This window comes from Streptomyces sp. NPDC025721, assembly GCF_055558595.1.
Genome location: NZ_JBVHMF010000002.1, coordinates 518242 through 544312, shown reverse-complemented (window position 1 = coordinate 544312; position 26071 = coordinate 518242). Strand labels below are relative to the sequence as shown.

The following is a 26071-nucleotide window of genomic DNA, read 5'->3' as shown; positions in this document are numbered from 1 at the left end:
GGAGGTCACGCTGGGCTCGCTGTGAGCGCGGTACGGCATGACGACGGCGGTGCCGCACCCCGTGCGCGGGTGCGGCACCGCCGTCGTTCCGGACAGGCCCCGAGGTCAGTCCTCGTCGCCGTGCAGGCTCATCGGGCCGTAGATCTTGGTGTCGCCGTCGAAGAGGTGGACCTGGTCGGTGCCGCCTTCCAGCAGTTCCTTCCAGACCTCGCCCACCCAGGACTCCGCGTCGCCCTGTGTGGTGAACTCCTCGGGCTGCACCGCGGGCTGCACCTCGGTGCCGTCGGCCTTCTCGAACCGCCACGTCCACGCCATGTGTGTCTCTCCTCGGTCCCGTCGGTCCACCGTGCCGCCCGCACTCCCGTTCCCGCCGCCGCGAGCTGCGGGGATCACCGGGCGCGTGCCGCCTGCACCGCAGCGTATCGGGAGTCCTCGCCGTATCGGGAGTCTCCGCATGGCGGACCCCGCGCGCCCGGCGCGGCAGGACGCGAGACGATCGTCCCGTGGAACTGACTCTGCTCGGCACCGGCGGCCCCGAGGGGCTGCCGCTGCCCGACTGCCCCTGCGCGGCGTGCGCGCTCGCCGTCGGCGCGGGCGCGCGCGGCGCGACCGCCGTTCTGGTGGACGGTGTGGTGCTGCTCGACCTGACGCCCGGGGTGGCGCTGGCCGCGGCGCGGGCCGGGCACACGCTCGGCGGGCTGCGCCTGGTGCTGCTCTCGCACCCGCACGACGGCCCGGCCGTGGAGATCCCGCCGGGGCTGCCCGCCCCGACCCGCGTCCCCGACGGGCAGCGGCTCGCGCTGATCACCGGGCACCATGTGCAGGCCGTCGCCATGGACGCGCCCGGCACCGGGTACGCCGTCGAGTCCCCCGACGGGCTGCGCGTGCTCTACCTCCCGCCGGGCGGCGCGCCCGCCGGGACGCCGGACGGGCAGGTGCCGTACGACCTCGTCCTGCTCGACGCCGTCGGACGGCCGGACGCCCTCGCCCGGCTGCGCGCCGCGGGCGCCGTCGGGCCGACGACCGACGTGGTCGCCGTCCACCTCGACCACGGGGCGCCGCCGCGGCCGGAGCTGGGCCGACGGCTGGCGGCCCTCGGGGCCCGCGCGGTCCCCGACGGTACGACGCTGACCGTCGGGGACTACCAGGAGGTGCCGGACATCCCGCGCCGGACGCTCGTGCTGGGCGGGGCCCGCTCGGGCAAGTCCGCCGAGGCCGAGCGGCGGCTGGCCGGTTTCCCCGGGGTCCTCTACGTCGCCACCGGGGGGTCTCGCGACGGCGACGACGAGTGGGCCCGCCGGGTGGCCGCCCACCGCGAGCGCCGGCCCGCCTCGTGGCGCACCGAGGAGACCTGCGACCTCGTCCCCCTGCTGACCGCCCCCGGCCCGCCCCTGCTCATCGACTGCCTCGGCCTCTGGCTCACGTCCGTCCTCGACAAGGCCGACGCCTGGGCGCCGGGGGCTTCCCTCGACGAGGTCCGCGGCCGTACCGCCGAGCTCGTCGCCGCCTTTCGCCGCACCCCGCGCACCGTCGTCGCCGTCTCCAACGAAGTCGGCTCCGGCGTCGTCCCCTCCCACCCCTCCGGCCGCCTCTTCCGCGACGAGCTCGGCCGTCTCAACGCCGCCGTCGCCGCCGAATCCGAATCCGTCCTCCTCCTCGTATCCGGCCTCCCCCTCCCCCTCCGCTGACCCCTTCGCCCGGACGGCGAACCGACCTTCAAGCGGCGCGGGGAACGCTCCCGCACGACACCACCCGCCCCGGCGGGGCAGATCGGTCGTCCCCGGACCACCGGCCGGTGGGGGCCGGCCGCGCAGTTCCCCGCGCCCCCCACGGGGCGCACCGTCTCTTGTCCGGGCGCCAGCCACGTGTCTTTAGGGGCGCGGGGAACTGCGCCACCAGCCACCACGCTCCCGCACGTCACCACCCGCCCCGGCGGGGCAATTCGACTGTCTCCGGACCACCCGCCGATGGGGTTGCCCGCGCAGTTCCCCGCGCCCCTGACGGGGCGGGCCGTCCTTCGCCCGGACGGCGAACCGACCTTCTAGCGGCGCGGGGAACGCTCCCGCACGACACCGCCCGCCCCGGCGGGGCAATGCGGCCGTCCCCGGACCACCCGCCGATGGTGGGTCGCCCGCGCAGTTCCCCGCGCCCCCCACGGGGCGGGCCGCCCCTTGTCCGGGCGCCAGCCACGTGTCTTTAGGGGCGCGCGGAACTGCGCCACCAGCCACCACGCTCCCGCACGACACCACCCGCCCCGGCGGGGCAGATCGGATGTATCCCGACCACCGGCCGGTGGGGGCCGCCCGCGCAGTTCCCCGCGCCCCTGACGGGGCGGGCCGTCCTTCGCGCGGACGGCGAACCGACCTTCTAGCGGCGCGGTGAACCCGTGAGGCCACGCCGGCGAGGCGACCGGTAGGGTTCCACGGGTGAGCGGCATCGACTTGGACGACTTCGGCTCCCTCGTGGAGCGGCCCGACGCTGGGGTTCGACGCGACTCGCAGGAGCGCTGGCAGAAGCTGGTGCGTCCGGCGGGAGGGCTGGGGAAACCGGCCGAGCTGGCGGACTGGCTGGCGGCGGTGCGCGGCGAGGTGCCGACCGGGCCGATCGCGGCGCCGCGCGCGCTGATCTTCGCGGCCGACCACGGCGTGGCCTCGCTGGAGGTGTCGGCGCGGAAGGCCGGTACGGCCACCGAGTTGGTGAAGGCGGTGCTGGACGGCACCGCACCGGCCAGCGTGCTGGCGCGCCAGTACGGCGCGCACGTCGACGTCATCGACATGGCGCTGGACTGCGACCCGTCCGAGCTGCCGGACTACGTGACGGCGCACCGCGTGCGCCGCGGCTCCGGCCGGATCGACATCGAGGACGCGCTGACGCGGGAAGAGGCCGAGCAGGCGTTCCGGGTCGGCATGACCGTCGCGGACGAGCAGGCGGACTCCGGCACGGACCTCGTACTCCTCGGCGACCTGAGCGTCGGCGGCACGACGCCCGCCGCCGTACTGATCGCGGCGCTGTGCGGCACGGACGCCTCCGTCGTCACCGGCCGCGGCTCCGGCATCGACGACCTCGCGTGGATGCGCAAGTGCGCCGCGATCCGTGACGCGCTGCGCCGGGCCCGCCCGGTCCTCGGCGACCAGCTCGCGCTGCTGGCCGCGGTCGGCGGCGCCGACTTCGCCGCGATGACCGGCTTCCTGCTCCAGGCGGCGGTCCGCAAGCTCCCGGTGGTCCTCGACGGAGTCGTCAGCGCCGCGTGCGCGCTGGTCGCCCAGCGGATCGCCTTCCGGGCGCCGGACTGGTGGCTGGCGGGTCACGCCAGCGGCGAGCCGGGCCAGGCGAAGGCGCTGGACCGGATCTCCCTCGAACCGCTGCTCGACCAGGGCGTGCACCTCGGCGGCGCGGCCGGCTCCCTGCTGGCCCTCCCCCTCCTCCAGGCCGCGGCGGCGCTGTCGGCCGAACTCCCGTACCCGGCGGAGAAGCCGGACTCGGAGCCGGAGAAGGACGCCGAGGACACCGAGGACACCGAGGACACCGAGGAAGCCAAGGACCCCGAAGAGGCAGAACCGCAGGCAAAGGCCGAGACGGAGCCGGCGCCGCGGCCGGAAGCCGACCCCGCCTCGTAACCGAAAAGCCCCTCGGCGGAACCGTCCCCGCCGAGGTGCGAGCGGCCCGGCGCGACCCCAAATCGGGCATTACGTCATAAAATCCCCTCCTATGGGAACGGGCAGCACCACCAGCACACAGCCGCGCCCTCACGCGTGTCCGGGACGCGCGGCCACCTTCGCCGTCCGCTACCTGCGCACCGTCGCGTGCGTGAATCTCCTCGGCGCCGTCTGGGTCTCCTTCGGCCAGGACATCCGCCGCCACAACGTCGAGGACTACTTCACCCCGTACCTGCTGAGCGCGGGCTTCACCTCCGGCGCCTTCGCCCTCTTCCTGGCCGTCACCATGCGCCGCCGCAAGCGCGCCGCGTGGATCCTCAACCTCGTGCTGTGCGGGCTGTTCCTGGCCGCGCTGTCGGTCAGCATGGTGTGGCCCGACATCCACCGGCACGCGCAGAACTGGATCTCGCTGGCACTCACCGCCGCCTTCCTGGCGGCGCTGCTCGTCGGCCGCGGCGAGTTCCGGGCGAAGGGCGACCCCGCCAACCCGCGGGACGCGGCCCTGGTGGCCGCCGCCGGTCTGCCGCTGGCCGCGCTGCTCGGCACCGCGCTGGTCACGGTCACCAACGACGACCAGGGCGCGGGTTTCGGCGACTGCCTCGGCTACGCGGTCCTGCGGCTGGTGTCCCTGGTGCCGGACGACAGCGGCTCGCTGACCATCTCCACGCCCGGCTGGGTGGACGTCGTCATCAACGCCATGAGCGCACTGCTCTTCCTGCTCGTGCTCTTCGTCGCCTTCCGCTCGCCGCGCGGCCGGGCGCTGCTGTGCCCGGCGGACGAGGAGCGGCTGCGCGGCCTGCTCGACCGGCACGGCGACCGCGACTCGCTCGGCTACTTCGCGCTGCGCCGCGACAAGAGCGTCATCTGGTCGCCCAGCGGCAAGTCGGCCATCGCCTACCGGGTGGTGGGCGGTGTCTCGCTGGCGTCCGGCGACCCGATCGGCGACCCCGAGGCATGGCCCGGCGCCATCGAGGCGTGGCTGGCGGAGGCGGCGGGGCACGCGTGGGTGCCCGCCGTGATGGGCGCGAGCGAGGAGGCCGGTACGGTCTACGCCCGGCACGGCCTGGACGCGCTGGAGCTGGGCGACGAAGCCATCGTGGACACCGCCGAGTTCACCCTTGAGGGCCGCGCGATGCGGACGGTCCGGCAGGCGTACAACCGGGTCGCGCGCTCCGGCTGCACCGTACGCATCCGCAGGCACGCCGACATCCCGGCCGCGGAGATGGCGGCGCTGCTGGAGCGGGCCGACCGGTGGCGGGACGGCGGCACCGAGCGCGGCTTCTCGATGGCGCTGGGGCGGCTGGGCGACGCGGGCGACGGGCAGTGCGTGATGGTCGAGTGCCACGACGGCGACGGCGTGCCCAGGGCGCTGCTGAGCCTGGTGCCGTGGGGTCCGCGCGGGCTGTCGCTTGACCTGATGCGGCGTGACCGGGGCGCGGACAACGGGCTGATCGAGTACATGGTGATCGAACTCGTCCAGCGGGCGGACGAGGTCGGCGTGGAGCAGATCTCGCTGAACTTCGCGATGTTCCGGTCGGTCTTCGAGCGCGGCTCACGGCTCGGCGCGGGGCCCGTCCTGCGGGTGTGGCGGTCGCTGCTGACGTTCTTCTCGCGCTGGTGGCAGATCGAGTCGTTGTACCGGGCGAACGCCAAATTCCGCCCGATCTGGGAGCCCCGCTATCTGCTCTTCGGCAAGTCCAGCGAACTGCCCCGGATCGGTATCGCGGGCGCCCGCGCCGAGGGTTTCCTCGAAGCGCCCAGAATGCCGTCGCCGCTGCGCCGCAGAGAACGGTTCACCGCCAAGTGAGGGGCCCCGCGCGGGCCGCCGGGGGGCCCGGCCCCGCGGAGGCGCGGTGAGCGCGTCCGACAAGGTGCGGGAGTTCGCGCGCGCCGAGTGGGGGCAGATGGCGTACGACGTACGCGACCGGCTCTGGGCGCGCGGGCTGCGGGCGATTCCGCTGACGCTGTGGTCCTGCGTGGGCATCCTCTGCCTCCAGCTCGTCCAGCACGCGCAGGGGCCGAGCGACTGGGTGGACCGGCTCGGCGGCATCTACTGCACCCTGCCGTGGTGGAAGGCGCTGCTGCGCACGCCCCTGTCGCTGTTCATCCCCGATCCGACGCTGCCGATCTGGGGTCTTGTCATCCAGGTCGTGGTGGTCTTCGGGATCGCCGAGACGACGCTGGGCGCGCGCCGGACGCTGGCCATCGCGCTGTACACGACGCTGGCCGGCACGACCTTCGCCCGCTACTCGTACTGGGTCGGCCCCGACGGCTTCCTCGGGCTGCCCGTCGTCGAACTCATCGGCCGCGACACCGGGCCCTCCGCCGCGGTCGTCGCGCTCGGGGTGTACGTCGCCTGCCGGTACCACGCCTGGTGGACGGCGGCGGCCGTGGCCATGTCCATGGTCATCGAGGTGCTCGCCCTCGCCAATCTCGCCGGTTACGAGCACCTGACCGCGATCATCGCCGTCCTGCTGCTCTTCGCCGTCGAGACCTGGTGGGCGCGGCGGCGGCGCCGTACCGATTCCTCCGGGGACGGCCCCTCGGGGGACGGCGACGACGACCACGCCGACCTGGTGCGCTGAGCCCGCGGCCACGCTGACCTGGCGCGATAGCCTCACGCGGTGACCGAACCCGAACCCGAACCCGTGTCCGGGCCCTTGCCCGAGCCTTTGCCCGAGCCCTTGCCCGAGCCCGGCGGCAGGGCGACCGTCGGCGACGCCCTGCGCTTCGCCTTCGGCACGCTCAGCGTGCTGCCGGTGACGGTGACGCGCTGGGACCGGGCGGCGGCGCGCGGCGGGATGCTGGCCGCGCCGCTGGTCGGCGCCGTCGTCGGTCTCGGCGCCGCGCTCGGCGGCGGCGTCCTGACCGCACTCGGCGCGAGCCCGCTGCTCGCCGCCGTCGGGGCGGTCGCCGTGCCCGCCGTCGCCACTCGCGGCCTGCACCTGGACGGGCTCGCCGACACCGCCGACGGTCTCGGCAGCGGGCTGCCCGCCGAGGGGGCGCTGCGCGTCATGAAGCAGTCCGACATCGGGCCCTTCGGCGTCCTCACCCTCGTGCTGGTCCTGCTCGCCCAGACCGCCGCCCTCGCCTCCTGCTACGCGCACGGCTGGCGTTACGGCTGCACCGCCGCCGTGCTGTCCGCCGTCCTCGGCCGCGCCGCCATGACGCTCGCCTGCCGTACGGGTGTACGCGCCGCCCGGCCCGGCGGCCTCGGCGCCGCCGTCGCCTCCGCCGTGTCCCCGCGGGGGGCCTGGTCGGCCGGCGTCCTCTGCTGCGCCCTCGCCTGCGCCGCCGGCCTCCCCTTCGGCGGCCTCACCCCCCTCCGCGCCGGCCTCTCCGCCGCACTCGCCCTCCTCTGCGCCGAACTCCTCCTCCGCCACGCCGTCCGCCGCCTCGGCGGCACCACCGGCGACGTTTTCGGCGCCCTCTGCGAAACCGCCACCACCACCTCCCTCCTCCTCCTGGCCCTCCGCTGACCCCCTCCGGGCCGTGCGGTGACCCGCGACAGCGTTCCCAGCGCCCCTGACCCAGGACGTGCCCCGAAGGGGCGCGAGGAACTGCGCGAGCAACCCACCACCGGCCGGTGGCCCGGCGACAACCGAACTGCCCCCCGGGGCGTGCGGTGACCCGCGGCAGCGTTCCCCGCGCCCCTGAAAAAACCGGCTCACCGCCCGGACGAAAGACGGTGCGCCCCGTCAGGGGCGCGAGGAACTGCGCGGGCAACCCACCACCGGCCGGTGGCCCGGGAACAACCGAACTGCCCCCCCGGGGCGGGTCATGACCTGCCGAAGCGTCGTGGGTGAGCGCGCGCACGCGGCGGCAGGTGGGGGGCGGGGAGGAGTGGCGGGAGAGGGGTGGGTGGGGGAGCGCGCCGCAGGCGTAGGGTCGGGGATTGGGCAACGGGCGCGTGCCGCCCCGCTGATGTGGCGGAATACGATGCCCGGGGCCGGGCCGGGCCAACCAACCGGCCGCAGCACAGGACCTCGACCGAATAGGACCCCCTCCACCGTGACTGCTCTGACACTCAGTACCTCCTCCGCCGCAGCGTTGCGTGCGGACGCCGTCGTCGTGGGCGTGACCAAAGGGGCCAAGGGCCCCAAGGTCGCACCGGGGGCGGAGGCGGTGGACAAGGCGTTCGACGGAAAGCTGGCCGCCGTACTGGAGACGCTGGGCGCCTCGGGTGCGGACGGCGAGGTGACCAAGCTCCCGGCACCCGCGGGCCTGAAGTCCGCGGTGGTGGTCGCGGTCGGCCTCGGCGACACCCCCGAGGACGGCACCGGCTTCGACGCCGAGGCGCTGCGCAGGGCCGCGGGCGTCGCCGCCCGCGCGCTCGGCGGCGCGAAGAAGGCGGCGTTCGCGCTGCCCGCCGCCGACCCGGCGGACCTGGAAGCGGTCGCCACCGGCGCGCTGCTGGGCGCGTACGCGTTCACCACGTACCAGGCCGAGAACGGCAAGGGCACGCTCGGCGAGGTCGCCGTGACCGGTGCCAAGCCGCGCGACAAGGCGCACAAGGCCGCGGCGGCCCGCGCCGTCGCGGTGGGCGCCGAGGTGAACCGGGCGCGCGACCTGATCAACACCCCGCCCAACGACCTGAACCCGAAGGCGTTCGCCGCCGCCGTACAGGCGGCGGGCAAGGAGCACGGCCTCAAGGTCGAGGTGCTGGACGAGAAGGCGCTGGCCAAGGGCGGCTACGGCGGCATCCTCGGCGTCGGCCAGGGCTCGGCGACGCCGCCACGGCTGGTCCGGGTGGCGTACACCCACGCCAAGGCGACCCGTACCCTCGCCTTCGTCGGCAAGGGCATCACGTACGACTCGGGCGGCATCTCGCTGAAGCCGCCGGGGCACAACGAGACGATGAAGTGCGACATGAGCGGCGCCGCCGCGGTGTTCGCCGCGGTCGTGGCGACCGCGAAGCTCGGCCTCGAGGTCAATGTGACCGGCTGGCTCGCGCTGGCCGAGAACATGCCGGGCGGCGGCGCCACGCGCCCCGGCGACGTGCTGAAGATGTACAGCGGCACGACGGTGGAGGTGCTGAACACCGACGCCGAGGGCCGTCTGGTGCTGGCCGACGCGCTGGCCCGCGCCTCCGAGGAGGCGCCGGACGCGATCGTCGACGTGGCGACGCTGACCGGCGCGATGGTGCTGGCGCTGGGCGAGGGCCGGTTCGGCATCATGTCGAACGACGACGGCTTCCGTACCCGGATCCACACCGCCGCGCTGGCCGCGGGCGAGGACTCCTGGCCGATGCCGCTCCCCAAGGAGCTGCGCAAGACCTTCGACTCCCCCACCGCCGACATCGCCAACATGGGTGTGCGGCCGGGCGGCGGCCTGATCGCGGGGCTGTTCCTGAAGGAGTTCGTCGGCGAGGGCATCACCTGGGCCCACCTCGACATCGCGGGCCCCGCCTTCCACGAGGGCGCGCCCTTCGGCTACACCCCCAAGGGCGGCACCGGCACCGCGGTCCGCACCCTGCTCAGCCTGGCCCACCAGGCCGCGGACGGCGATCTCCTCTGACCGCCGCGCCGCACCCTGCTCCGAACAGGTGAGATAGGTCACTTACGGCCCCGGACGGCGCGTCCGGGGCCGTATTCGACGGGTCTCACCCCACAGGCCGATGACCCGTCCGCCGCGAACAAGTGCGAAGATGTGGTTCGGCACGACAGGGCCCCCTTTTAGACAAAGCGGCCGAACCAAAGCCGCCGCCCGGTCATGGTGGACCGGCTCCGGCGAACCCATGCATGGAGGACGTGACGTGGCGAACGACGCCAGCACTGTTTTCGACCTAGTGATCCTCGGCGGCGGCAGTGGCGGCTACGCAGCCGCGCTGCGTGCCGCGCAACTGGGACTGGACGTCGCCCTGATCGAGAAGAACAAGCTCGGGGGCACCTGTCTGCACAACGGCTGCATTCCCACCAAGGCGCTGCTGCACGCCGGTGAGATCGCGGACCAGGCTCGCGAGAGCGAGCAGTTCGGCGTGAAGGCCACCTTCGAGGGCATCGACATCGCGGCCGTCCACAAGTACAAGGACGACGTGATCGCGGGCCTGTACAAGGGCCTCCAGGGCCTGGTGGCCTCGCGCAAGGTGACGTACATCGAGGGCGAGGGGAAGCTGTCCTCCCCCACCTCGGTGGATGTGAACGGCCAGCGGATCCAGGGCCGGCACGTCCTGCTCGCGACCGGTTCCGTACCGAAGTCGCTGCCGGGCCTGACCATCGACGGCGACCGGATCATCTCCTCCGACCACGCGCTGGTCCTGGACCGGGTGCCGCAGTCGGCGATCATCCTGGGCGGCGGCGTGATCGGCGTCGAGTTCGCCTCGGCGTGGAAGTCCTTCGGCACCGACGTGACCATCGTCGAGGGTCTGCCGCACCTGGTGCCGGTCGAGGAGGAGAACAGCTCCAAGCTGCTGGAGCGCGCCTTCCGCAAGCGCGGCATCAAGTTCAACCTGGGCACCTTCTTCCAGAGCGCCGAGTACACCGACGGCGGTGTGAAGGTCACCCTGGCGGACGGCAAGACCTTCGAGGCCGAGGTGCTGCTGGTCGCCATCGGCCGCGGCCCGGTCTCGCAGGGCCTGGGGTACGAGGAGCAGGGCGTCGCGATGGACCGCGGCTATGTCCTGGTCGACGAGTACATGCGCACCAACGTGCCGACGATCTCGGCCGTCGGCGACCTGGTCCCGACGCTCCAGCTCGCGCACGTCGGCTTCGCCGAGGGCATCCTCGTGGCGGAGCGGCTGGCCGGTCTCAAGACCGTGCCGATCGACTACGACGGTGTCCCGCGCGTCACGTACTGCCACCCGGAGGTCGCCTCCGTCGGCATCACCGAGGCGAAGGCCAAGGAGCTGTACGGCGCGGACAAGGTCGTCACGCTGAAGTACAACCTGGCGGGCAACGGCAAGAGCAAGATCCTCAAGACGTCCGGCGAGGTCAAGCTCGTCCAGGTGCGCGACGGCGCCGTCGTCGGCGTCCACATGGTCGGTGACCGGATGGGTGAGCAGGTGGGCGAGGCCCAGCTCATCTACAACTGGGAGGCGCTGCCCGCCGAGGTCGCGCAGCTCATCCACGCGCACCCGACCCAGAGCGAGGCGCTCGGCGAGGCCCACCTGGCCCTCGCGGGCAAGCCGCTGCACTCGCACGACTGACCCTCCTCCACGCCACCCCATCCGCACAGATCGTTAGGAGTAACCGCAACCATGGCGGTTTCCGTAACCCTGCCGGCGCTCGGCGAGAGCGTGACCGAGGGCACTGTCACCCGCTGGCTGAAGGCCGAGGGCGAGCGCGTCGAGGCCGACGAGCCGCTGCTCGAGGTCTCGACCGACAAGGTCGACACCGAGATCCCCTCCCCCGCGTCCGGCGTGCTCGCGTCCATCAAGGTCGCCGAGGACGAGACGGTCGAGGTCGGCGCCGAGCTGGCCGTCATCGACGACGGCAGCGGCGGCGGCGCGCCCGCGGCTGCCCCGGCTGCGGCGGCCGAGCCCGAGCCCGCCCAGGCACCCGCGGCTCCCGAGCCCGCCCAGGCACCTGCGGCTCCCGAGCCCGCTCAGGCGGCTCCGTCCACCGAGCAGGCGGCGCCCGCGCCCGCCCCGACCGCCGAGGCGGCCAGCGGTGGCGGCGGCGCGAGCGGCACCGACGTCGTCCTGCCCGCGCTCGGTGAGTCCGTCACCGAGGGCACCGTGACCCGTTGGCTGAAGGCCGTCGGCGAGAGCGTCGAGGCCGACGAACCGCTGCTGGAGGTCTCGACCGACAAGGTCGACACCGAGATCCCGTCGCCGGTGGCGGGCACCCTGCTGGAGATCCTGGTCCAGGAGGACGAGACCGCGGAGGTCGGCGCGAAGCTGGCCGTGGTCGGCGCCGCTGGTGCCGCCCCGGCCGCGGCGCCCGCGCCCGCGGCCCCGGCTCCCGCCGAGGCACCCGCCCCGGCTCCGGCTCCGGCCCCCGCGGCTCCCGCCCCCGCCGCACCGGCTCCCGCACCGGCCGCTCCGGCACCGGCCCCCGCGCCTGTCGCCGCCGCACCGGCTCCCGCGCCCGCCGCACCCGCGCCCGCCGCTCCGGCTCCGGCGCCCGCTCCGGTGGCCCCGGCCGCCCCGGCTCCCGTCGCCACCAGCGGTGACGACGGCGCCTACGTCACCCCGCTGGTCCGCAAGCTCGCCTCGGAGAGCGGCGTGGACCTCGGCTCGGTGCGCGGCACCGGCGTCGGCGGCCGCATCCGCAAGCAGGACGTCATCTCCGCCGCGGAGGCCGCCAAGGCCGCCGCGTCGAAGCCGGCGCCCGCCGCGGCCCAGAAGGCGGCGCCCTCGGTGTCGCCGCTGCGCGGCCAGACGGTCAAGATGACCCGGATGCGCAAGGTCATCGGCGACAACATGATGAAGGCCCTGCACTCGCAGGCGCAGCTCACCAGCGTCGTCGAGGTGGACCTGACCCGCGTGATGCGGCTGCGCAACGCGGCGAAGGACGCCTTCGCGGCCCGTGAGGGCGTGAAGCTGTCCCCGATGCCGTTCTTCGTCAAGGCGGCGGCCCAGGCGCTGAAGGCCCACCCGGTCATCAACGCCCGGATCAACGAGGACGAGGGCACGATCACCTACTTCGACTCCGAGAACATCGGGATCGCGGTGGACTCCGAGCGCGGTCTGATGACCCCGGTCATCAAGGGTGCGGGCGACCTCAACATCGCCGGTATCGCCAAGAAGACCGCGGAGCTCGCGGGCAACGTGCGGGCCAGCAAGATCACCCCGGACGACCTGGCGGGCGCGACCTTCACGATCAGCAACACCGGTTCGCGCGGCGCGCTGTTCGACACGGTCATCGTGCCGCCGAACCAGGCCGCCATCCTCGGTGTCGGCGCGACCGTCAAGCGCCCGGTGGTCGTCGAGACCCCCGACGGCACGGTCATCGGCGTCCGGGACATGACGTACCTGGCGCTCTCCTACGACCACCGGCTGGTGGACGGCGCGGACGCCGCCCGTTACCTGACGGCGGTCAAGGAGATCCTCGAAGCGGGCGAGTTCGAGGTCGAGCTGGGCCTGTAAGGCCGCACACGGGCCTGTACGGCGTGTACGAAGGAGCCCCCGTCCCTCTTCCGGGACGGGGGCTCCTTCGCGTACCGGCGGGCCCCCGCAGCGGCCTGCGGGGAGGCAGCGCCGCTTCCTGGTCGTATCGTCTATGTCACGCAAACCGTGAAGGAGCGCCCCATGGCCCCTGCCGTCGTCCAGCACCTGGTCGTCCACAGCCTGCGTGAGCAGATTCGGGAGCACATCCTCGAAGGCATCGTGAGCGGGCGCTGGAAGCCGGGCGAGCGGATCGTGGAGCGCCGGATCGCGGTGGAGCTCCAGGTCAGCCAGACGCCGGTGCGGGAGGCGCTGCGGGAGCTGGAGACGCTGCGGCTGATCGAGTCCGCGCCGAACAAGGGCGTACGCGTACGGAGCCTGACCGCCGCCGACCTCAAGGAGAGCTATCCGGTGCGCGCCGGGCTCGAACAGGTCGCCGCGGAACTGGCCGCGGCCCGGCTCGCCGCCGACCCCGCCGCCCTCGAACGCGAGGTGGCCGCCCTGCGCGACGCCGACGCCGCCCTGAACAGCGAGGCCCAGGTCAGACACACCGTCGCCTTCCACCACGAGCTGGTGCGCGCGGCCGACAACGCCGTATTGCTGCACGCCTGGGAGTCGCTGGGCATCGAGGTCTGGACGACGCTGTCCATCCGCTGGCTGAGCCCGGAGCCCCGCCCGTACGCGGCCGAGCACCAGGACATAGTCGACGCCTTCGTACGCCGCGACCCGGACATCTGCGGTCTCATCAAGTCCCACGTCCTGAGCTGCGCTCCCCAGGTCTGACGACATCCCCCGCGGCCCCGGCGGCCGGCGGTTTCCGTGACATGCAAGGCCACAAGGCCGAGGCACCCCGTGCCTTAAGGTCTGGCACCCCGTGCCGTCTTGGAATTACTGGCCCGGAAGCCATTGATCGATCATCGATCGTCGGCGTATCGTCGTCGGTGGGGAACAGCCCTGTCGTGCCGACAAGCGCATTCCCCACCCCCAACCTCCGTTCGAAGGCGGCACCCATGCCCGACGACGTACGCCCCCCGCGGGGCCAGCTCGACCAGATCCCGGACCGCGACCCGGAAGAGACCTCGGAGTGGCTCGCGTCGCTGGAGGCGGTCGCCAAGGCGGCCGGTCCGCACCGGGCCGCGTATCTGATGCGTCGCACCCTGGAAAGCGCCGGGGCGGGCGTCGGGCTTCCGTCGCTGCTCGAAACCGAGTACATCAACACGATCCCGACCTCTGCCGAGCCCGCCTACCCGGGCGACGAGGCACTGGAGGCGCGGATCACCGCGTGGAACCGGTGGAACGCGGCGGCCATGGTCACCCGCGGCAGCCGCCTGGGCCTCGGCGGCCACATCGCGACCTTCGCCTCGGCGGCCTGGCTCTACGAGACCGGCTTCCAGCACTTCTTCAGGGGCAAGGAGGGCGCGGGCAGCGGGGACCAGCTCTACCTCCAGGGCCACGCCTCCCCCGGCATCTACGCCCGCGCGTTCCTCGACGGGCGGCTGACCGAGGGCCAGCTCGACCGCTTCCGCCAGGAGGCGAACGGCGACGGCCTGCCCTCGTACCCGCACCCGCGACGGCTGCCCTGGCTGTGGGAGTTCCCCACCGTCTCGATGGGCCTCGGCCCGCTGTCGGCGATCTACCAGGCGCGGTTCAACCGCTATCTGGAGCACCGCGGCATCAAGGACACCTCGGACTCCCACGTGTGGGCGTTCCTCGGTGACGGCGAGATGGACGAGCCCGAGTCGACCGCCGCCCTGGCGCTGGCCGGCCGCGAGGGCCTGGACAACCTCACCTTCGTCATCAACTGCAATCTCCAGCGGCTCGACGGCCCGGTCCGCCCCAACTTCAAGATCGTGCAGGAGCTGGAGTCCCAGTTCCGCGCGGCGGGCTGGAACGTGGTCAAGTCGCTGTGGGGCGCGGCCTGGGACGACGTGCTCGCCCAGGACGTGGACGGCGCGCTGCTCAAGCGGCTGCGCGAGGTCCCGGACGCGCAGTTCCAGACGTACGCCACGCGCGACGCGGCCTATCTGCGCGAGCACTTCTTCGGCGCGGACCCCTCGCTGCGCACCATCGGCGCCCGGCTGACCGACGCCAAGCTGACCGAGCTGTTCCAGAGCTCGCGCGCGGGGCACGAGCCGCGCAAGGTCTACGCGGCCTACCGCGCGGCCGTCGAGCACAAGGGCGCGCCGACGGTGATCCTGGCGCAGACCGTCAAGGGCTGGACGCTGGGCGCGGGCTTCGAGTCGCGCAACGCCAACCACCAGATGAAGAAGCTGACGGGCGCTCAGTTCCGTACGATGCGCGACCTGTTGGAGCTGCCGATCCCGGACAGCGCGCTGGACGCGGACGTGGTCCCGTACTGGCACCCCGGGGAGAACTCGCCCGAGGTGCGGTACCTGCGCGAGCGGCGGGCGGCGCTCGGGGGTCTCGCCCCGGCCCGCAAGGTGGTCGCCAAACCGCTGCCGCTGCCGCCGGACAAGGCGTACAAGGCACTGGAGAAGGGTTCGGGCACGCAGGAGATCGCCACCACGATGGCGTTCGTGCGGCTGGTCAAGGACCTGATGCGGGAGAAGGAGACCGGCCGCCGCTGGGTGCCGATCGTCCCCGACGAGGCCCGCACCTTCGGCATGGAGTCGCTGTTCCCCTCCGCGGGTCTGTACTCGCCCAAGGGGCAGACGTACGACCCGGTCGACCGCGACCAACTCCTGTACTACAAGGAGGCGAAGGACGGTCAGATCCTCAACGAGGGGATCACCGAGGCCGGTTCGCTCGCCGACTTCACGGCCGCCGCGACCGCGTACGCGACACACGGCGAGCCGATGATCCCGTTCTACATCTTCTACTCGATGTTCGGCTGGCAGCGGACCGCCGACCAGTTCTGGGCGCTGGCCGACCAGCTCGGCCGCGGCTTCGTGATCGGCGCCACCGCGGGCAAGACCACGATGACCGGCGAGGGCCTGCAACACGCCGACGGCCACTCGCACTTGATCGCCTCCACCAACCCGGCGGCGCTCTCGTACGACCCGGCGTTCGCGTACGAGGTCGCGGTGATCGTCCGCGAGGGTCTGCGGCGGATGTACGGGCCGGACGCCGAGGACGTCTTCTACTACCTGACGGTCTACAACGAGCCGAAGGTGCAGCCCGCGATGCCCGAGGGCGTCGAGGACGGCATCCTCAAGGGCCTCTACCGCTTCCAGCAGGCGCAGGACCCGGCGGCGGACGCGGCCAGGCTGCAACTGCTGGCCTCCGGCACCGCGATCCACTGGGCGCTGGACGCGCAGCGGATGCTGGCGCAGGAGTGGGGTGTGGCCGCCGACGTGTGGTCCGCGCCGTCCTGGACCGAGCTGCGGCGCGAGGCGCTGGAGTGCGACGCGGCCCGGCTGCGCGGCGAGGAGCGGGTGCCGTACGTGACGCGGGCGCTGGAAGGCGCGCCGGGTCCCGTGGTCGCGGTCAGCGACTGGATGCGGGCCGTGCCCGACCAGATCGCGCAGTGGGTGGAGCAGGACTGGACGTCGGTGGGCACCGACGGCTTCGGCCTGTCCGACACCCGCGACGCGGCCCGCCGCCACTTCGGGGTGGACCCGCGGTCGCTGGTGGTCGCGTCGCTCGCCGCGCTCGCCCGGCGCGGCGACATCAAGCCCGAGACGGTCAAGGAGGCCGCCGAGCGGTACGGCCTGTAAGGCCGATGGCGGACGGGCGCGGTACGCGCCCCGTCCGCGCCCCGAACAGCCCTGGTACGGCCGCGCGCGGACCTTCGCACCCCGCGCGGCCGTATCCGCCTCAGAGAATATTCATAGGTTTCAGCAGACGTTTCCGGCCACCCGCGAGTCACCCCGTGCCACCGGCCGCGGCGGCCCTCCGCAGAGCCCGCGAAACCGCGCGCGGCCCGTACCGTACGGGATGTGCGGCGGTACGGGTGCGGCCCGGTGGAACGCGAGAGGTGCGTGAATCGGCTACCGCCCGCTCCCGTCCTGGCCGGAAAGAGATTGCGGGCGCATACAGCTACCGGCTACGTTCCCTCGGATGCCACCAAATCCCAGCCCTCTGACGGCTCCGACCGCCGAGGATTTCCGCGCCTGGCACCGGGTGCAGTCGGCCGCTCTCGCACACGACCGGCCAGGTGAGCCCGTGCTGTCCGCCACCGCCCTCCAGGCGAAGCTGACGACGACGGGGAACCGCAGCAGGCTGCTGCTGTGGCTGGTGCGCAACGCGAACGAGGAGCCGGTGGCCACCGCGACCCTGCGGCTGTTCAGCGAACCGGGGCGCAGCCACCTCGCCGAGGTCAGGATGACCGTCCACCCCGCCTACCGGCGGCTGGGCACCGGCTCGCGGCTGCTGTCCACGGTGACCGAGGCCGCGGCCGAGGCGGGCTGCCGCAGCGTGGTCACCGAGGTCATGGCGGGTACCCCGCACGAGGGATTTCTGGCCACCCGCGACTTCCATCCGGTCCTGCGGCTGACCTGGCAGCGGCTCGCGCTCGACGACGTACCCGACCGTATCCACAAGCTCCCCGACGTCCCGCACCCCGGCTACCGGCTGACGTCCTGGGACGGGGTCGTCCCCGACGCGCTCGCCGAGAGCTTCGCGGACGCCCGGCGCGCCATGGACGACATGCCGACCGGCGCCATGGACTTCGGCGAGGTGCGCTGGGACGTGGCCGCGGTCCGCGAGGCCGCCGAGGTGATCGCCCGGCGCGGCGAGCAACTGCTGACGGTCGCCGCGGTGGACGCGCTCGACGGCTCCGTCGCCGGTTACACCGAGCTGGTGATCCCGGCGGAGGGCGCGGGCACCGCCCAGCAGTACGACACGGCCGTCCTCCCCGCGCACCGCGGCCACGGCCTCGGGCTGTGGGTGAAGGCCGAGATGCTGCGCCGGGTACGGGAGGAATTCCCGCAGCTCACCGCCGTGCAGACGGACAACGCCGACGACAACCGGCACATGCTGGCCCTCAACACCGCGCTCGGCTTCCGGCCGCTGCGCCGCACGGTCGAGTACCAGCTCACCCTCGGTCGGCGCTGACCCCCCGGACCTCGTACAGTGGGCGACCCACCCCGCACGGATGGAGTCCGTAACGACACGGGCGCATCCGGGGCACTCCGCGTGCGGGTGCGCGCGGCAACCGGGAAGCTGGACCAGTGATGGACGAGACGGAGTTCTGGGAGATCGTCGACCGTACGCGAGAGGCGGCGGACGGCGATCCGGAGGAGCATGCCGACCTGCTGATCGAGCGGCTGGCCCAGCTCGACCCGGACTCCGTGGTGGACTTCGCCCGGCACTTCGAGACCCGGTTCGTCCGGGCCTTCCGCTGGGACCTGTGGGGCGCCGCCGACATCATGCTGGGCGGCGCGGACGACGAGTCCTTCGACTACTTCCGCTGCTGGCTGATCGGCCAGGGCCGCCATGTCTTCGAGGGCGGTCTGGCCGCCCCCGACGACCTGGCCTTCCTCGTCACCGAGTTCGACCCGGAGACGGACGGCGACGCGGAGGATCTGGGCTACGCGGCGGACGAGGCGTACGAGCAGCTCACCGGGGTCCGGCTGCCGGACCTCGAACTTGCGCAGCCGGACCAGCCGGAGGGCGAGTCGCTGGACATGGACGACGAGCGGGCGATGGCGGAGCGGTATCCGCAGCTGTGGTCGCGCTTCGGCTGAGCCGGTTCTGGCGGCGCGGTTCTGTCGGTTCTGTCGCTCGGCTCGGCTTTGTCGGCGGGGCTCTGTCGGCTCGGTTCTGTCGACGGGGCTCTGGCGGCGCGGTTCTGTCGGCTCAGACCGCCGTGAGGTCGACCGCCCGGCCCATCAGGACGTCGTCCACGTAGGCGCCGTCCAGCAGGAACTCCCCCGGCAGCACGCCCTCCACGGCGAAGCCGACCGACTCGTAGAGCCGCCGGGCCGGGGCGTTGTTCCCCAGCACCCGCAGGGTGATCCGGACGGCGCCCTGCCGCCGCGCCTCGGCGACGGCGGCGTCCATCAGCGTGCGCGCGATGCCGCGCCCGCGCGCCCAGGTGTCGACGGCCAGACCCTGTATCTGCCGCACATGCGCGTTGCAGGCCAGGGCGGTCGGCGGGACCAGCTTGAGATATCCGGCCAGCCGGCCCTCGGCCTCGGCGACCAGGACGTACCGGTGTCCGTCGGGCGAGCCGTAGAAGGCGGCGCCGGGCGCCGGGGCTGGCTGTACGGAGTGCAGCGGGGACCAGGTACGGGCGTCGAGCGCCGCGAGGGCGGAGTCGTCGGCGCGGGTCGCGGGCCGGACGGTCGCTGAGGTCATGCCGGTCACTGTGCCATGGCGCGCCGCGCGCCGGCATCGGACGTCCCGGGCCGTCGGCGGGCACAATGCGACTATGCGTATCGCAGTCACGGGTTCCTCCGGTCTGATCGGCTCCGCCCTGTCCCGCTCGCTCGCCGCGGACGGCCACGATGTCGTACGGCTGGTGCGGCGCGCGCCCGTCGGTCCCGCCGAGGTGCGCTGGGATCCGGCGCGCGGCACGGTGGACACCGCGGGTCTCGAGGGCTGCGAGGCCGTCGTGCACCTTGCGGGCGCCGGGATCGGCGACCGCCGCTGGACCGACAGCCGCAAGAAGGAGCTGGTGGACAGCCGGGTGCTCGGCACCGGCGCCGTCGCCAAGGCCGCCGCCGCGCTCGACACCCCGCCTCGGGTCCTGGTCAGCGCGAGCGCGATCGGCATCTACGGCGACACCGGCGACACGGCCGTCGACGAGGACAGCCCGGTGGGCAGCGGCTTCCTGGCCGAGCTGTGCCAGGAGTGGGAGGCCGCGGCCGATCCCGCCCGCGCGGCCGGCATCCGTACCGTCCACCCCCGTACGGGCCTGGTCGTCGCCAAGGGCGGCGGCGCTTGGGCGCGGCTGTTCCCGCTGTTCAAGGCCGGGCTCGGCGGACGCCTGGGCGACGGGCGGCAGTTCTGGAGCTTCATCGCCCTGCACGACGAGGTGGCCGCCATTCGCCACGCGCTGGACACGGCCGATCTGTCCGGGCCGGTCAACCTCACCGCGCCCGAGCCGCTGACCAACCGTGAGATCACCGCCGAGATGGGGCGCGTCCTGCACCGCCCCACCGTGGCCGCGGTCCCGGAGTCCGTCCTGCGCCTGGTCCTCGGCGAACTGGCCCAGGACGTCACGGGCAGCCAACGCGTCCGCCCCAAGCGCCTCTTGGACTCCGGCTTCCGCTTCGCCTTTCCCGAATTCGCGCAGGCCGTGACGGCGGCTCTCGCCGAATAGCCGCTGCCACGGCGACTACGACGGCGGGGCGGGGCGGGGCGCGGCGCGAGCGGCGGGGCGTCGCGCGAGCGGCGGCCGGATTGGCGACCGGGCAGGAGAGGTGACCGGGCCGGAGAGGTGACCGGGCCGGAGACATTCGGCCGGGGGTGCCGAAAAGCGCTGGATAAGGGCTGGAATCGGCGGGTTGCCCCGGCATCAGATGGCTTTGATGAGGGCATGACCTTTACCAGCGTTCTGCGACGCCTCGGGCGTGACGCCGACGTGAGCGGGGATTCGAACCCGACCTCGGGGAGGGGCACAGTGCTCTCACCAGCACGCCGTGACGTCGCGGGAATCGTGGACGTCGTCGTGATCGGCGCAGGCATATCCGGGCTGTCCGCCGCGCATCAACTCATCGGCGGCGGCCTGTCGGTCACCGTCCTGGAGGCCGCCGACCACGTCGGCGGCCGCATGGCCACCGACGTGGTGGACGGCTTCCGGCTCGACCGCGGCGCTCACCTGCTCAACACGTCCTATCCGGAACTGCGCCGCACGCCGGGGCTGCGGGGGCTGCCGCTGGCGCCGCTCGCGCCCGGCGCCCTGGTCAGAGCCGACGGGCGCGGTTACCGGGTCGGTGACGCGCGCGGCTCCCGTACCGTTCGCGGCTCGGCCCGTGCTCCGATCGGCTCCACGCTGGACCGGGCCCGGCTCGGCACCACCCTCAACCGCCTTGCCGCGACGCCCGCCTCACGGCTCGCCAGCCGCCCCGAGACGACCGCCGCGCGGGCGCTGAGCGCACGCGGTTTCGCGCCGCGGACCGTCGAGGGCTTCGTACGGCCGCTGCTGGCCGCCCTGTTGTGCGACCCGGAGCTGCAAACCTCCAGCCGCTGCGCCGACTTGGTACTGCGCGGCTTCGCCCGCGGCCGTACGTGCCTGCCCGTGACGGGCGCGGCGTCCGTACCGCGGCGGCTCGCCGCGGGGCTCCCGCCGGGCGCGGTACGGCTCGGCACGCGCGCGGTGCGGGTCGCCGTCAACTGCGTGCAGACCGAGGACGGCACCGAACTGCCCTGCCGGGCCGTGCTGGTGGCCACCGGGGCGCGGGCCGCGGCCGAACTCCTGCCGGGGCTGCGGGTGCCGTCCTTCCACGAGGTCACCGTCCTGCACCACGCGGCGCCCGTCCCACCCGTACGCGAGCCGGTGCTCGTCCTCGACGCCGACCGCATGGGGCCCGTCTCACACACTCTCCCGGTCAGTGAGATCGACCCGAGCCGGGCGCCGGCCGGGCGCGCCCTCGTCACGTCCGTCGTCCTCGGGCCGCCGCCCGACGGGGCGGGCGACAAGACCGTCCGCGCTCACCTCGCCGAGCTGTACGAGACCTCCACCGACGCGTGGGAGCTGCTCGCCGTCCACAACGATCCCGAGGCCGTGCCGGCCATGCCCGCGCCCCACGATTTGCGGCGTCCCGCCCGGCTCCTCGACGGTCTCTACATCTGCGGTGCCCACCGCACCACCAGCACGCCCCAGGGCGCCCTTCTCTCCGCGCGCCGCGCCGCCCACAGCATCCTCCGCGACGCCGTCCCCCACCCCGCCGACACCCCCACCCCCCAGGCCGCCTAGCCCCTGCCCCACCGGGGCCGGTTCTTCGCCCGCGCCACCGTCGGTGGCCGAGCGCGCACTTCCCCGCGCCCCTAAAAGACCGGCTCACCGCCCCGACGAAAGACGGCCCGCCCCGCCAGGGGCGCGAGGAACTGCGCGGCCCGCCACCACCGGCCCGGTGGACCGAACACAACCGAGCTGCCCCGCCGGGGCCGGTGGTGACCCGCAGGAGCGTCGTGGCTGAGCGCGCAGTTCCCCGCGCCCCTAAAAGGATCGGCTCACCGCCCGGACGAAAGACGGTGCGCCCCGTCAGGGGCGCGAGGAACTGCGCGAGCAACCCACCACCGGCCCGGTGGACCGAACACCGCCGAGCTGCCCCGCCGGGGCCGGTGGTGACCCGCAGGAGCATCGTGGCTGAGCGCGCAGTTCCCCGCGCCCCTAAAAGACCGGCTCACCGCCCCGACGAATCACGGCACGCCCCGCCAGGGGCGCGAGGAACTGCGCGGCCCGCCCCCACCGGCCCGGTGGACCGAACACCACCGAACCGCCCCGGCGGGGCGGGGGGAACGTCAGGGGACCGCGCCCCTGGGGGGGACCCACTTGCGGGAGGTGGGTAAGGGACCGTGACCGGAGGTCGTCATGGGGCGACCAGCCCCAAGGCGACGGCGCGGTCGCGAAAGGCGCGAACGGCCGCGGCATCGCGATACGGCTCAAGGCGCCGCCCGAAGTCCCGCACGTACTCGACGGCGCGAGCCGACCGCATCTCGGTGGCCTGCTGCATGACCTCGATGCCGAGAGCACAGGCGACGTCCACCTCCCCGAGCCCGAGGCGAGCGGAAGCGAGCACGGTGCGGCAGAAGAGCCGGCTGCGGGCGTACGCGGGGGCGCGGAGCTGGAGGGAGCGCTCGGCGTGCTGCGCGGCGGCCCGGTGCAGTTGGAGGTCCCGGTGGCAGTGCCCGAACTCGTCGGCGAGCTGGGCCTCGTCGAAGAAGCGCGCCCAGGAGGGCACCTCGTCACCGGAGCGGGCCGCCCCGAGCGAGCGTTCGGCCCGCGCGAGCGCCGCGGAACACGCGCGGATCTCACCGAGCAGCCCGTGCCCGCGCGCCTCGGCACTGTGCAGCAGGGCCTGGACGACGGCGGGCGCGCCGGAGCCGACGCCCTGCTGGGCGACCCGGGCGAGCTGGACGGCCTCGCGGCCGTGCCCGAGGTAGACGGCCTGGCGGCTCATGGTGACGAGCACGTAGCCGCCGTAGACCCGGTCCCCCGCGGCCTGCGAGAGCCGTAGCGCCTGGACGAAATAGCGCTGCGCGAGCCCGTGCGCGCCGATGTCGTACGACGTCCATCCGGCGAGCCGGGTGAGGTCGGCGACGGAGGAGAACAGGCGGCGGCCGAGTGCCTCGCCGTAACTGCCGCGCAGCATCGGCTCGGCCTCGTGCTCCAGGTAACGGACGAGGGCCTGGCGGGCGTGGCCGCCGCCGTACGCGTGGTCGAGCCCCCGGAAGAGGTCGCCGACGGCGCGCAGGGCGGCGATGTCACCGGCCCCGACCTTGGCGCGGGGCGGCCCGGCCTTGGCCGCGAGCCCCGGCGCGGGTCCGGGCGCGGCGGACGGCGGGAGCCCCAGGGGGCCGGGGCCGCGGCTCTGCGCGGGCACCCGTACCGGCGCGGCGTCGGCGCCCCGCGCGACCCTCTCGTCGGCGCGGCCGATCAGCCAGTCGCGGCTGGGCACGACGAGCCCGGCCGCGGTGAAGGCGATCTTCCGCAGCTCCGTCTGGTTGCCGGTGTCCTTGCGCCACAGGCCGCTGACGATGTCCACCGCCTCGTCGGGCGACCCGGCGAATTCGAGGCCCGCGTAGACCGGCGCGCACGCGTCGAGCCCGAGGTCCTGGGCGGAGAGCCGGCGGCCGAGCCGTTGGGTGAAGACCTCGGCGATCAGCGCGGGTGTGGTGCCGCGTGGCTGCTGGCCGCGCAGCCAGCGGGTCACCGAGGTCTTGTCGTACCGCAGGTCGAGGCCGTGCTCTATGCCGAGCTGGTCGACCCGGCGGGCGAGCCCCGCGTTGGAGAAGCCTGCCTCCGCGATCAACGAGGCGAGTCTGCTGTTGGGACGGGTCGGGGTTCGCTGCGTGGAACGGTCCGTCATCGGCAGTGCGGTCCACTTCCTGGGACTGGGGAGGTAACCGGAACGGCGTGAATGTAACGGTCGGTACCGGGAAGCTCACCGTAAGACCTCGTTATTCGCCCGAATGGGCGATAAGGACCCTCAAGGGTCGGTAAACCGCCCCGGCGGGTCGGAGGCACCGTGCTATGGCGCCGCTCTCAAGCCCCGCCCCCACAGGACGGGAAGCTTCGGCCCCGCTCGGGCCCCACGGACCCGCCGCCGTACAGTGGCAGAGGCGCGAAACAAGCACCGCCGGGCACGCAGAGGAGTGGTCATGGGGTTTCCGCAGAACGCCGCGCGGACGGACGAGCTGCGCTTCGTCCACCTGGGGTTCGGGGCCGACGCCGTCGAGTACACCGAGGCGTGGCAGGAACAGCGCCGGGTGCACGCCGCACGCGTGGAGGACGAGATCCCCGACACCTGCCTGCTCCTCGAACACCCGCCGGTCTACACGGCGGGACGCCGTACGACCGACAGCGAGCGCCCGCTGGACGGCACCCCCGTGGTCGACGTGGACCGCGGCGGCAAGATCACCTGGCACGGCCCCGGCCAGCTCGTCGGCTACCCGATCCTGAAGCTGCCGCGCCCGGTCGACGTGGTCGCGCACGTACGCCGCCTGGAAGAGGCGCTGATCCGTACCTGCGCCGAATTCGGTCTGGAGACCACGCGCGTGGAGGGCCGCAGCGGGGTGTGGGTGCTCGGTGACCCGGTGGCGGACCGCCCGGCGGTCAACGGCCTGACCCTCGACCTCGACCCGCGGGTGGGAGCGGGCTCCTCGTCGAAGGGGGGCGAGGACAGCGAGTTCGACCCGCGGCTGAACGGCCCCGAGTACGCGCCCTCCAACGCCGGGCAGCGCCGCGAGGACCGCAAGCTCGCCGCCATCGGCATCCGCGTCGCCAAGGGCGTGACGATGCACGGCTTCGCGATGAACTGCGACCCGGACAACACGTGGTTCGACCGGATCGTGCCCTGCGGCATCCGCGACGCGGGCGTCACCTCGCTCTCCAACGAACTGGGCCGCGACATCGGCGTCACCGAGGTGCTGCCGGTGCTGGAACGGCACCTGGCGGACGTCCTGGGCGCGGTCGTGCCGCTGCCGCGGGCCGTATAGCCGGGGCGGTGGGCCGTACGACGGGGGCTCACGGGCCGTATCGCCGGCCGTACGACCGGGGGCTGACGGCCGGGGCTGGTGGCCGTACCGCCGGGCCTCGGCGCTAGCAGGTATCCGGCCGGGAATGCGGCTACGACACGGCTGGTTGCTTCCAGAGGAAGCCGCACGGATCAAGCCGTACGAATCACGGGCGTACTCTGGTGTTCGCCGAAGAATCGAAGCTTTAGGGAGCCGGTCGTGTCCGCAGTCGCACCCGACGGACGCAAGATGCTGCGCCTGGAGGTCCGCAACAGCCAGACCCCCATCGAGCGCAAGCCCGAGTGGATCAAGACCCGCGCCAAGATGGGCCCCGAGTACACCCAGATGCAGAAACTCGTGAAGAGCGAGGGGCTGCACACGGTGTGCCAGGAGGCCGGCTGTCCCAACATCTACGAATGCTGGGAGGACCGCGAGGCGACCTTCCTCATCGGCGGCGACCAGTGCACGCGGCGCTGCGACTTCTGCCAGATCGACACCGGCAAGCCGCAGGCGCTCGACCGTGACGAGCCGCGCCGCGTCGGCGAGTCCGTCGTCACGATGGACCTCAACTACGCCACGATCACCGGCGTCGCCCGCGACGACCTGGAGGACGGCGGCTCCTGGCTGTACGCGGAGACCGTCCGGCAGATCCACGCCATGACGGCGGCGCGCGAGGGCGGCCACACCAAGGTCGAGCTGCTCATCCCCGACTTCAACGCCGAGCCCGCGCAGCTCGCCGAGGTCTTCGGCTCCCGCCCCGAGGTGCTCGCGCACAACGTCGAGACGGTGCCGCGGATCTTCAAGCGGATCCGCCCCGGCTTCCGCTACGAGCGCTCGCTCGAAGTGATCACCCGCGCCCGCGAGGCCGGTCTGGTCACCAAGTCCAACCTGATCCTGGGCATGGGCGAGGAGCGCGAGGAGATCAGCCAGGCGCTCCAGGACCTGCACGACGCGGGCTGCGAGCTGATCACCATCACGCAGTACCTGCGGCCGTCCGTGCGGCACCACCCCGTGGAGCGCTGGGTGAAGCCCGCGGAGTTCGTGGAGCTGAAGGAGGAGGCCGAGGAGATCGGCTACGCGGGCGTCATGTCCGGGCCGCTGGTCCGTTCCTCGTACCGCGCCGGACGGCTCTTCCAGCAGGCCGTGGACAAGCGGCTGCGGGAGGGCGAGCGGCTGGCCGTGGGCCCGGTGGCGGCGCACTCCGTATGACCCCGGCCGTGCCCCCCGTCATGGCCCCGGCTGTGACCCCCGTCATGGCCCCGTTCCGACCCTCGGTTCCGAC

At 73.4% G+C, this 26071-nt stretch carries 19 protein-coding genes; 16 read left to right on the top strand and 3 right to left on the bottom strand.

All coding sequences use genetic code 11. The features are described 5' to 3' along the window. Nucleotides 1-105: 105 nt before the first annotated feature. Complete coding sequence (locus ACZ4EF_RS06325) at nucleotides 106-315, bottom strand: hypothetical protein (RefSeq protein WP_355334309.1); 210 nt, start codon at nucleotides 313-315, stop codon at nucleotides 106-108. A gap of 188 nt (nucleotides 316-503) precedes the next feature. On the opposite strand from ACZ4EF_RS06325, the gene ACZ4EF_RS06320 reads away from it, so the two are divergent. From ACZ4EF_RS06320 to ACZ4EF_RS06265, 12 genes are all read left to right on the top strand, one after another. Beyond that, nucleotides 504-1688, top strand: coding sequence for a bifunctional adenosylcobinamide kinase/adenosylcobinamide-phosphate guanylyltransferase (locus ACZ4EF_RS06320; protein WP_391159828.1), 1185 nt, complete (start codon nucleotides 504-506; stop codon nucleotides 1686-1688). A 738-nt stretch (nucleotides 1689-2426) separates the two neighbouring features. Continuing rightward, nucleotides 2427-3617: a nicotinate-nucleotide--dimethylbenzimidazole phosphoribosyltransferase gene (gene cobT, locus ACZ4EF_RS06315; protein ID WP_467503047.1), complete on the top strand. Its 1191-nt coding sequence runs from the start codon at nucleotides 2427-2429 to the stop codon at nucleotides 3615-3617. A gap of 91 nt (nucleotides 3618-3708) precedes the next feature. Then, entirely contained in the window at nucleotides 3709-5463 is a 1755-nt protein-coding gene (locus ACZ4EF_RS06310; RefSeq protein ID WP_355334317.1) for a phosphatidylglycerol lysyltransferase domain-containing protein, read from the top strand. Between the two features lie 46 nt (nucleotides 5464-5509). After that, nucleotides 5510-6241, top strand: a complete 732-nt coding sequence (locus ACZ4EF_RS06305; protein ID WP_467503045.1) for a hypothetical protein — start codon at nucleotides 5510-5512, stop codon at nucleotides 6239-6241. 99 nt (nucleotides 6242-6340) lie between these two features. Then, nucleotides 6341-7135 carry an adenosylcobinamide-GDP ribazoletransferase gene (locus ACZ4EF_RS06300; RefSeq protein ID WP_467503086.1) on the top strand — a complete coding sequence of 265 codons (795 nt, stop codon included), beginning with the start codon at nucleotides 6341-6343 and terminating at the stop codon, nucleotides 7133-7135. A gap of 532 nt (nucleotides 7136-7667) precedes the next feature. Continuing rightward, on the top strand, nucleotides 7668-9173 hold the full coding sequence (locus tag ACZ4EF_RS06295; RefSeq protein ID WP_355334322.1) for a leucyl aminopeptidase: 1506 nt from the start codon (nucleotides 7668-7670) through the stop codon (nucleotides 9171-9173). 238 nt (nucleotides 9174-9411) lie between these two features. After that, nucleotides 9412-10800 carry a dihydrolipoyl dehydrogenase gene (gene lpdA, locus ACZ4EF_RS06290; RefSeq protein ID WP_467503042.1) on the top strand — a complete coding sequence of 463 codons (1389 nt, stop codon included), beginning with the start codon at nucleotides 9412-9414 and terminating at the stop codon, nucleotides 10798-10800. Nucleotides 10801-10851: 51 nt separating this feature from the next. After that, the gene (gene sucB / locus ACZ4EF_RS06285; RefSeq protein ID WP_467344285.1) at nucleotides 10852-12684 is read left to right on the top strand and encodes a 2-oxoglutarate dehydrogenase, E2 component, dihydrolipoamide succinyltransferase; all 1833 of its coding nucleotides are present in this window, start codon (nucleotides 10852-10854) and stop codon (nucleotides 12682-12684) included. Between the two features lie 162 nt (nucleotides 12685-12846). After that, on the top strand, nucleotides 12847-13485 hold the full coding sequence (locus ACZ4EF_RS06280) for a GntR family transcriptional regulator (protein ID WP_467503040.1): 639 nt from the start codon (nucleotides 12847-12849) through the stop codon (nucleotides 13483-13485). A 227-nt stretch (nucleotides 13486-13712) separates the two neighbouring features. Continuing rightward, complete coding sequence (aceE, locus tag ACZ4EF_RS06275) at nucleotides 13713-16379, top strand: pyruvate dehydrogenase (acetyl-transferring), homodimeric type (protein ID WP_391043845.1); 2667 nt, start codon at nucleotides 13713-13715, stop codon at nucleotides 16377-16379. A 343-nt stretch (nucleotides 16380-16722) separates the two neighbouring features. Next, nucleotides 16723-17718, top strand: coding sequence for a GNAT family N-acetyltransferase (locus ACZ4EF_RS06270; protein WP_467344289.1), 996 nt, complete (start codon nucleotides 16723-16725; stop codon nucleotides 17716-17718). Nucleotides 17719-17837: 119 nt separating this feature from the next. Continuing rightward, nucleotides 17838-18350 carry a DUF4240 domain-containing protein gene (locus tag ACZ4EF_RS06265; protein ID WP_391043840.1) on the top strand — a complete coding sequence of 171 codons (513 nt, stop codon included), beginning with the start codon at nucleotides 17838-17840 and terminating at the stop codon, nucleotides 18348-18350. A 112-nt stretch (nucleotides 18351-18462) separates the two neighbouring features. Here the strand turns inward: ACZ4EF_RS06265 and ACZ4EF_RS06260 are convergent, their stop codons facing one another. Further along, complete coding sequence (locus tag ACZ4EF_RS06260; RefSeq protein WP_467503037.1) at nucleotides 18463-18963, bottom strand: GNAT family N-acetyltransferase; 501 nt, start codon at nucleotides 18961-18963, stop codon at nucleotides 18463-18465. Between the two features lie 73 nt (nucleotides 18964-19036). Here ACZ4EF_RS06260 and ACZ4EF_RS06255 point away from each other — a divergent pair, with 73 nt between their 5' ends. Together ACZ4EF_RS06255 and ACZ4EF_RS06250 are read left to right on the top strand one after the other, a co-directional pair. Then, nucleotides 19037-19930 carry a TIGR01777 family oxidoreductase gene (locus ACZ4EF_RS06255; RefSeq protein ID WP_401303886.1) on the top strand — a complete coding sequence of 298 codons (894 nt, stop codon included), beginning with the start codon at nucleotides 19037-19039 and terminating at the stop codon, nucleotides 19928-19930. A 300-nt stretch (nucleotides 19931-20230) separates the two neighbouring features. Further along, nucleotides 20231-21526 carry an NAD(P)/FAD-dependent oxidoreductase gene (locus tag ACZ4EF_RS06250; protein ID WP_467503035.1) on the top strand — a complete coding sequence of 432 codons (1296 nt, stop codon included), beginning with the start codon at nucleotides 20231-20233 and terminating at the stop codon, nucleotides 21524-21526. 616 nt (nucleotides 21527-22142) lie between these two features. On the opposite strand, the gene ACZ4EF_RS06245 is transcribed toward ACZ4EF_RS06250, so the two are convergent. After that, nucleotides 22143-23642: a regulator gene (locus ACZ4EF_RS06245; protein WP_467503033.1), complete on the bottom strand. Its 1500-nt coding sequence runs from the start codon at nucleotides 23640-23642 to the stop codon at nucleotides 22143-22145. Between the two features lie 292 nt (nucleotides 23643-23934). Between ACZ4EF_RS06245 and lipB the strand changes: the two genes are divergently transcribed. Together lipB and lipA are read left to right on the top strand one after the other, a co-directional pair. After that, entirely contained in the window at nucleotides 23935-24771 is an 837-nt protein-coding gene (gene lipB, locus ACZ4EF_RS06240) for a lipoyl(octanoyl) transferase LipB (protein ID WP_467503031.1), read from the top strand. Nucleotides 24772-25008: 237 nt separating this feature from the next. Then, on the top strand, nucleotides 25009-25998 hold the full coding sequence (gene lipA / locus ACZ4EF_RS06235) for a lipoyl synthase (RefSeq protein ID WP_467503029.1): 990 nt from the start codon (nucleotides 25009-25011) through the stop codon (nucleotides 25996-25998). The last annotated feature ends 73 nt before the right edge of the window (nucleotides 25999-26071 follow it).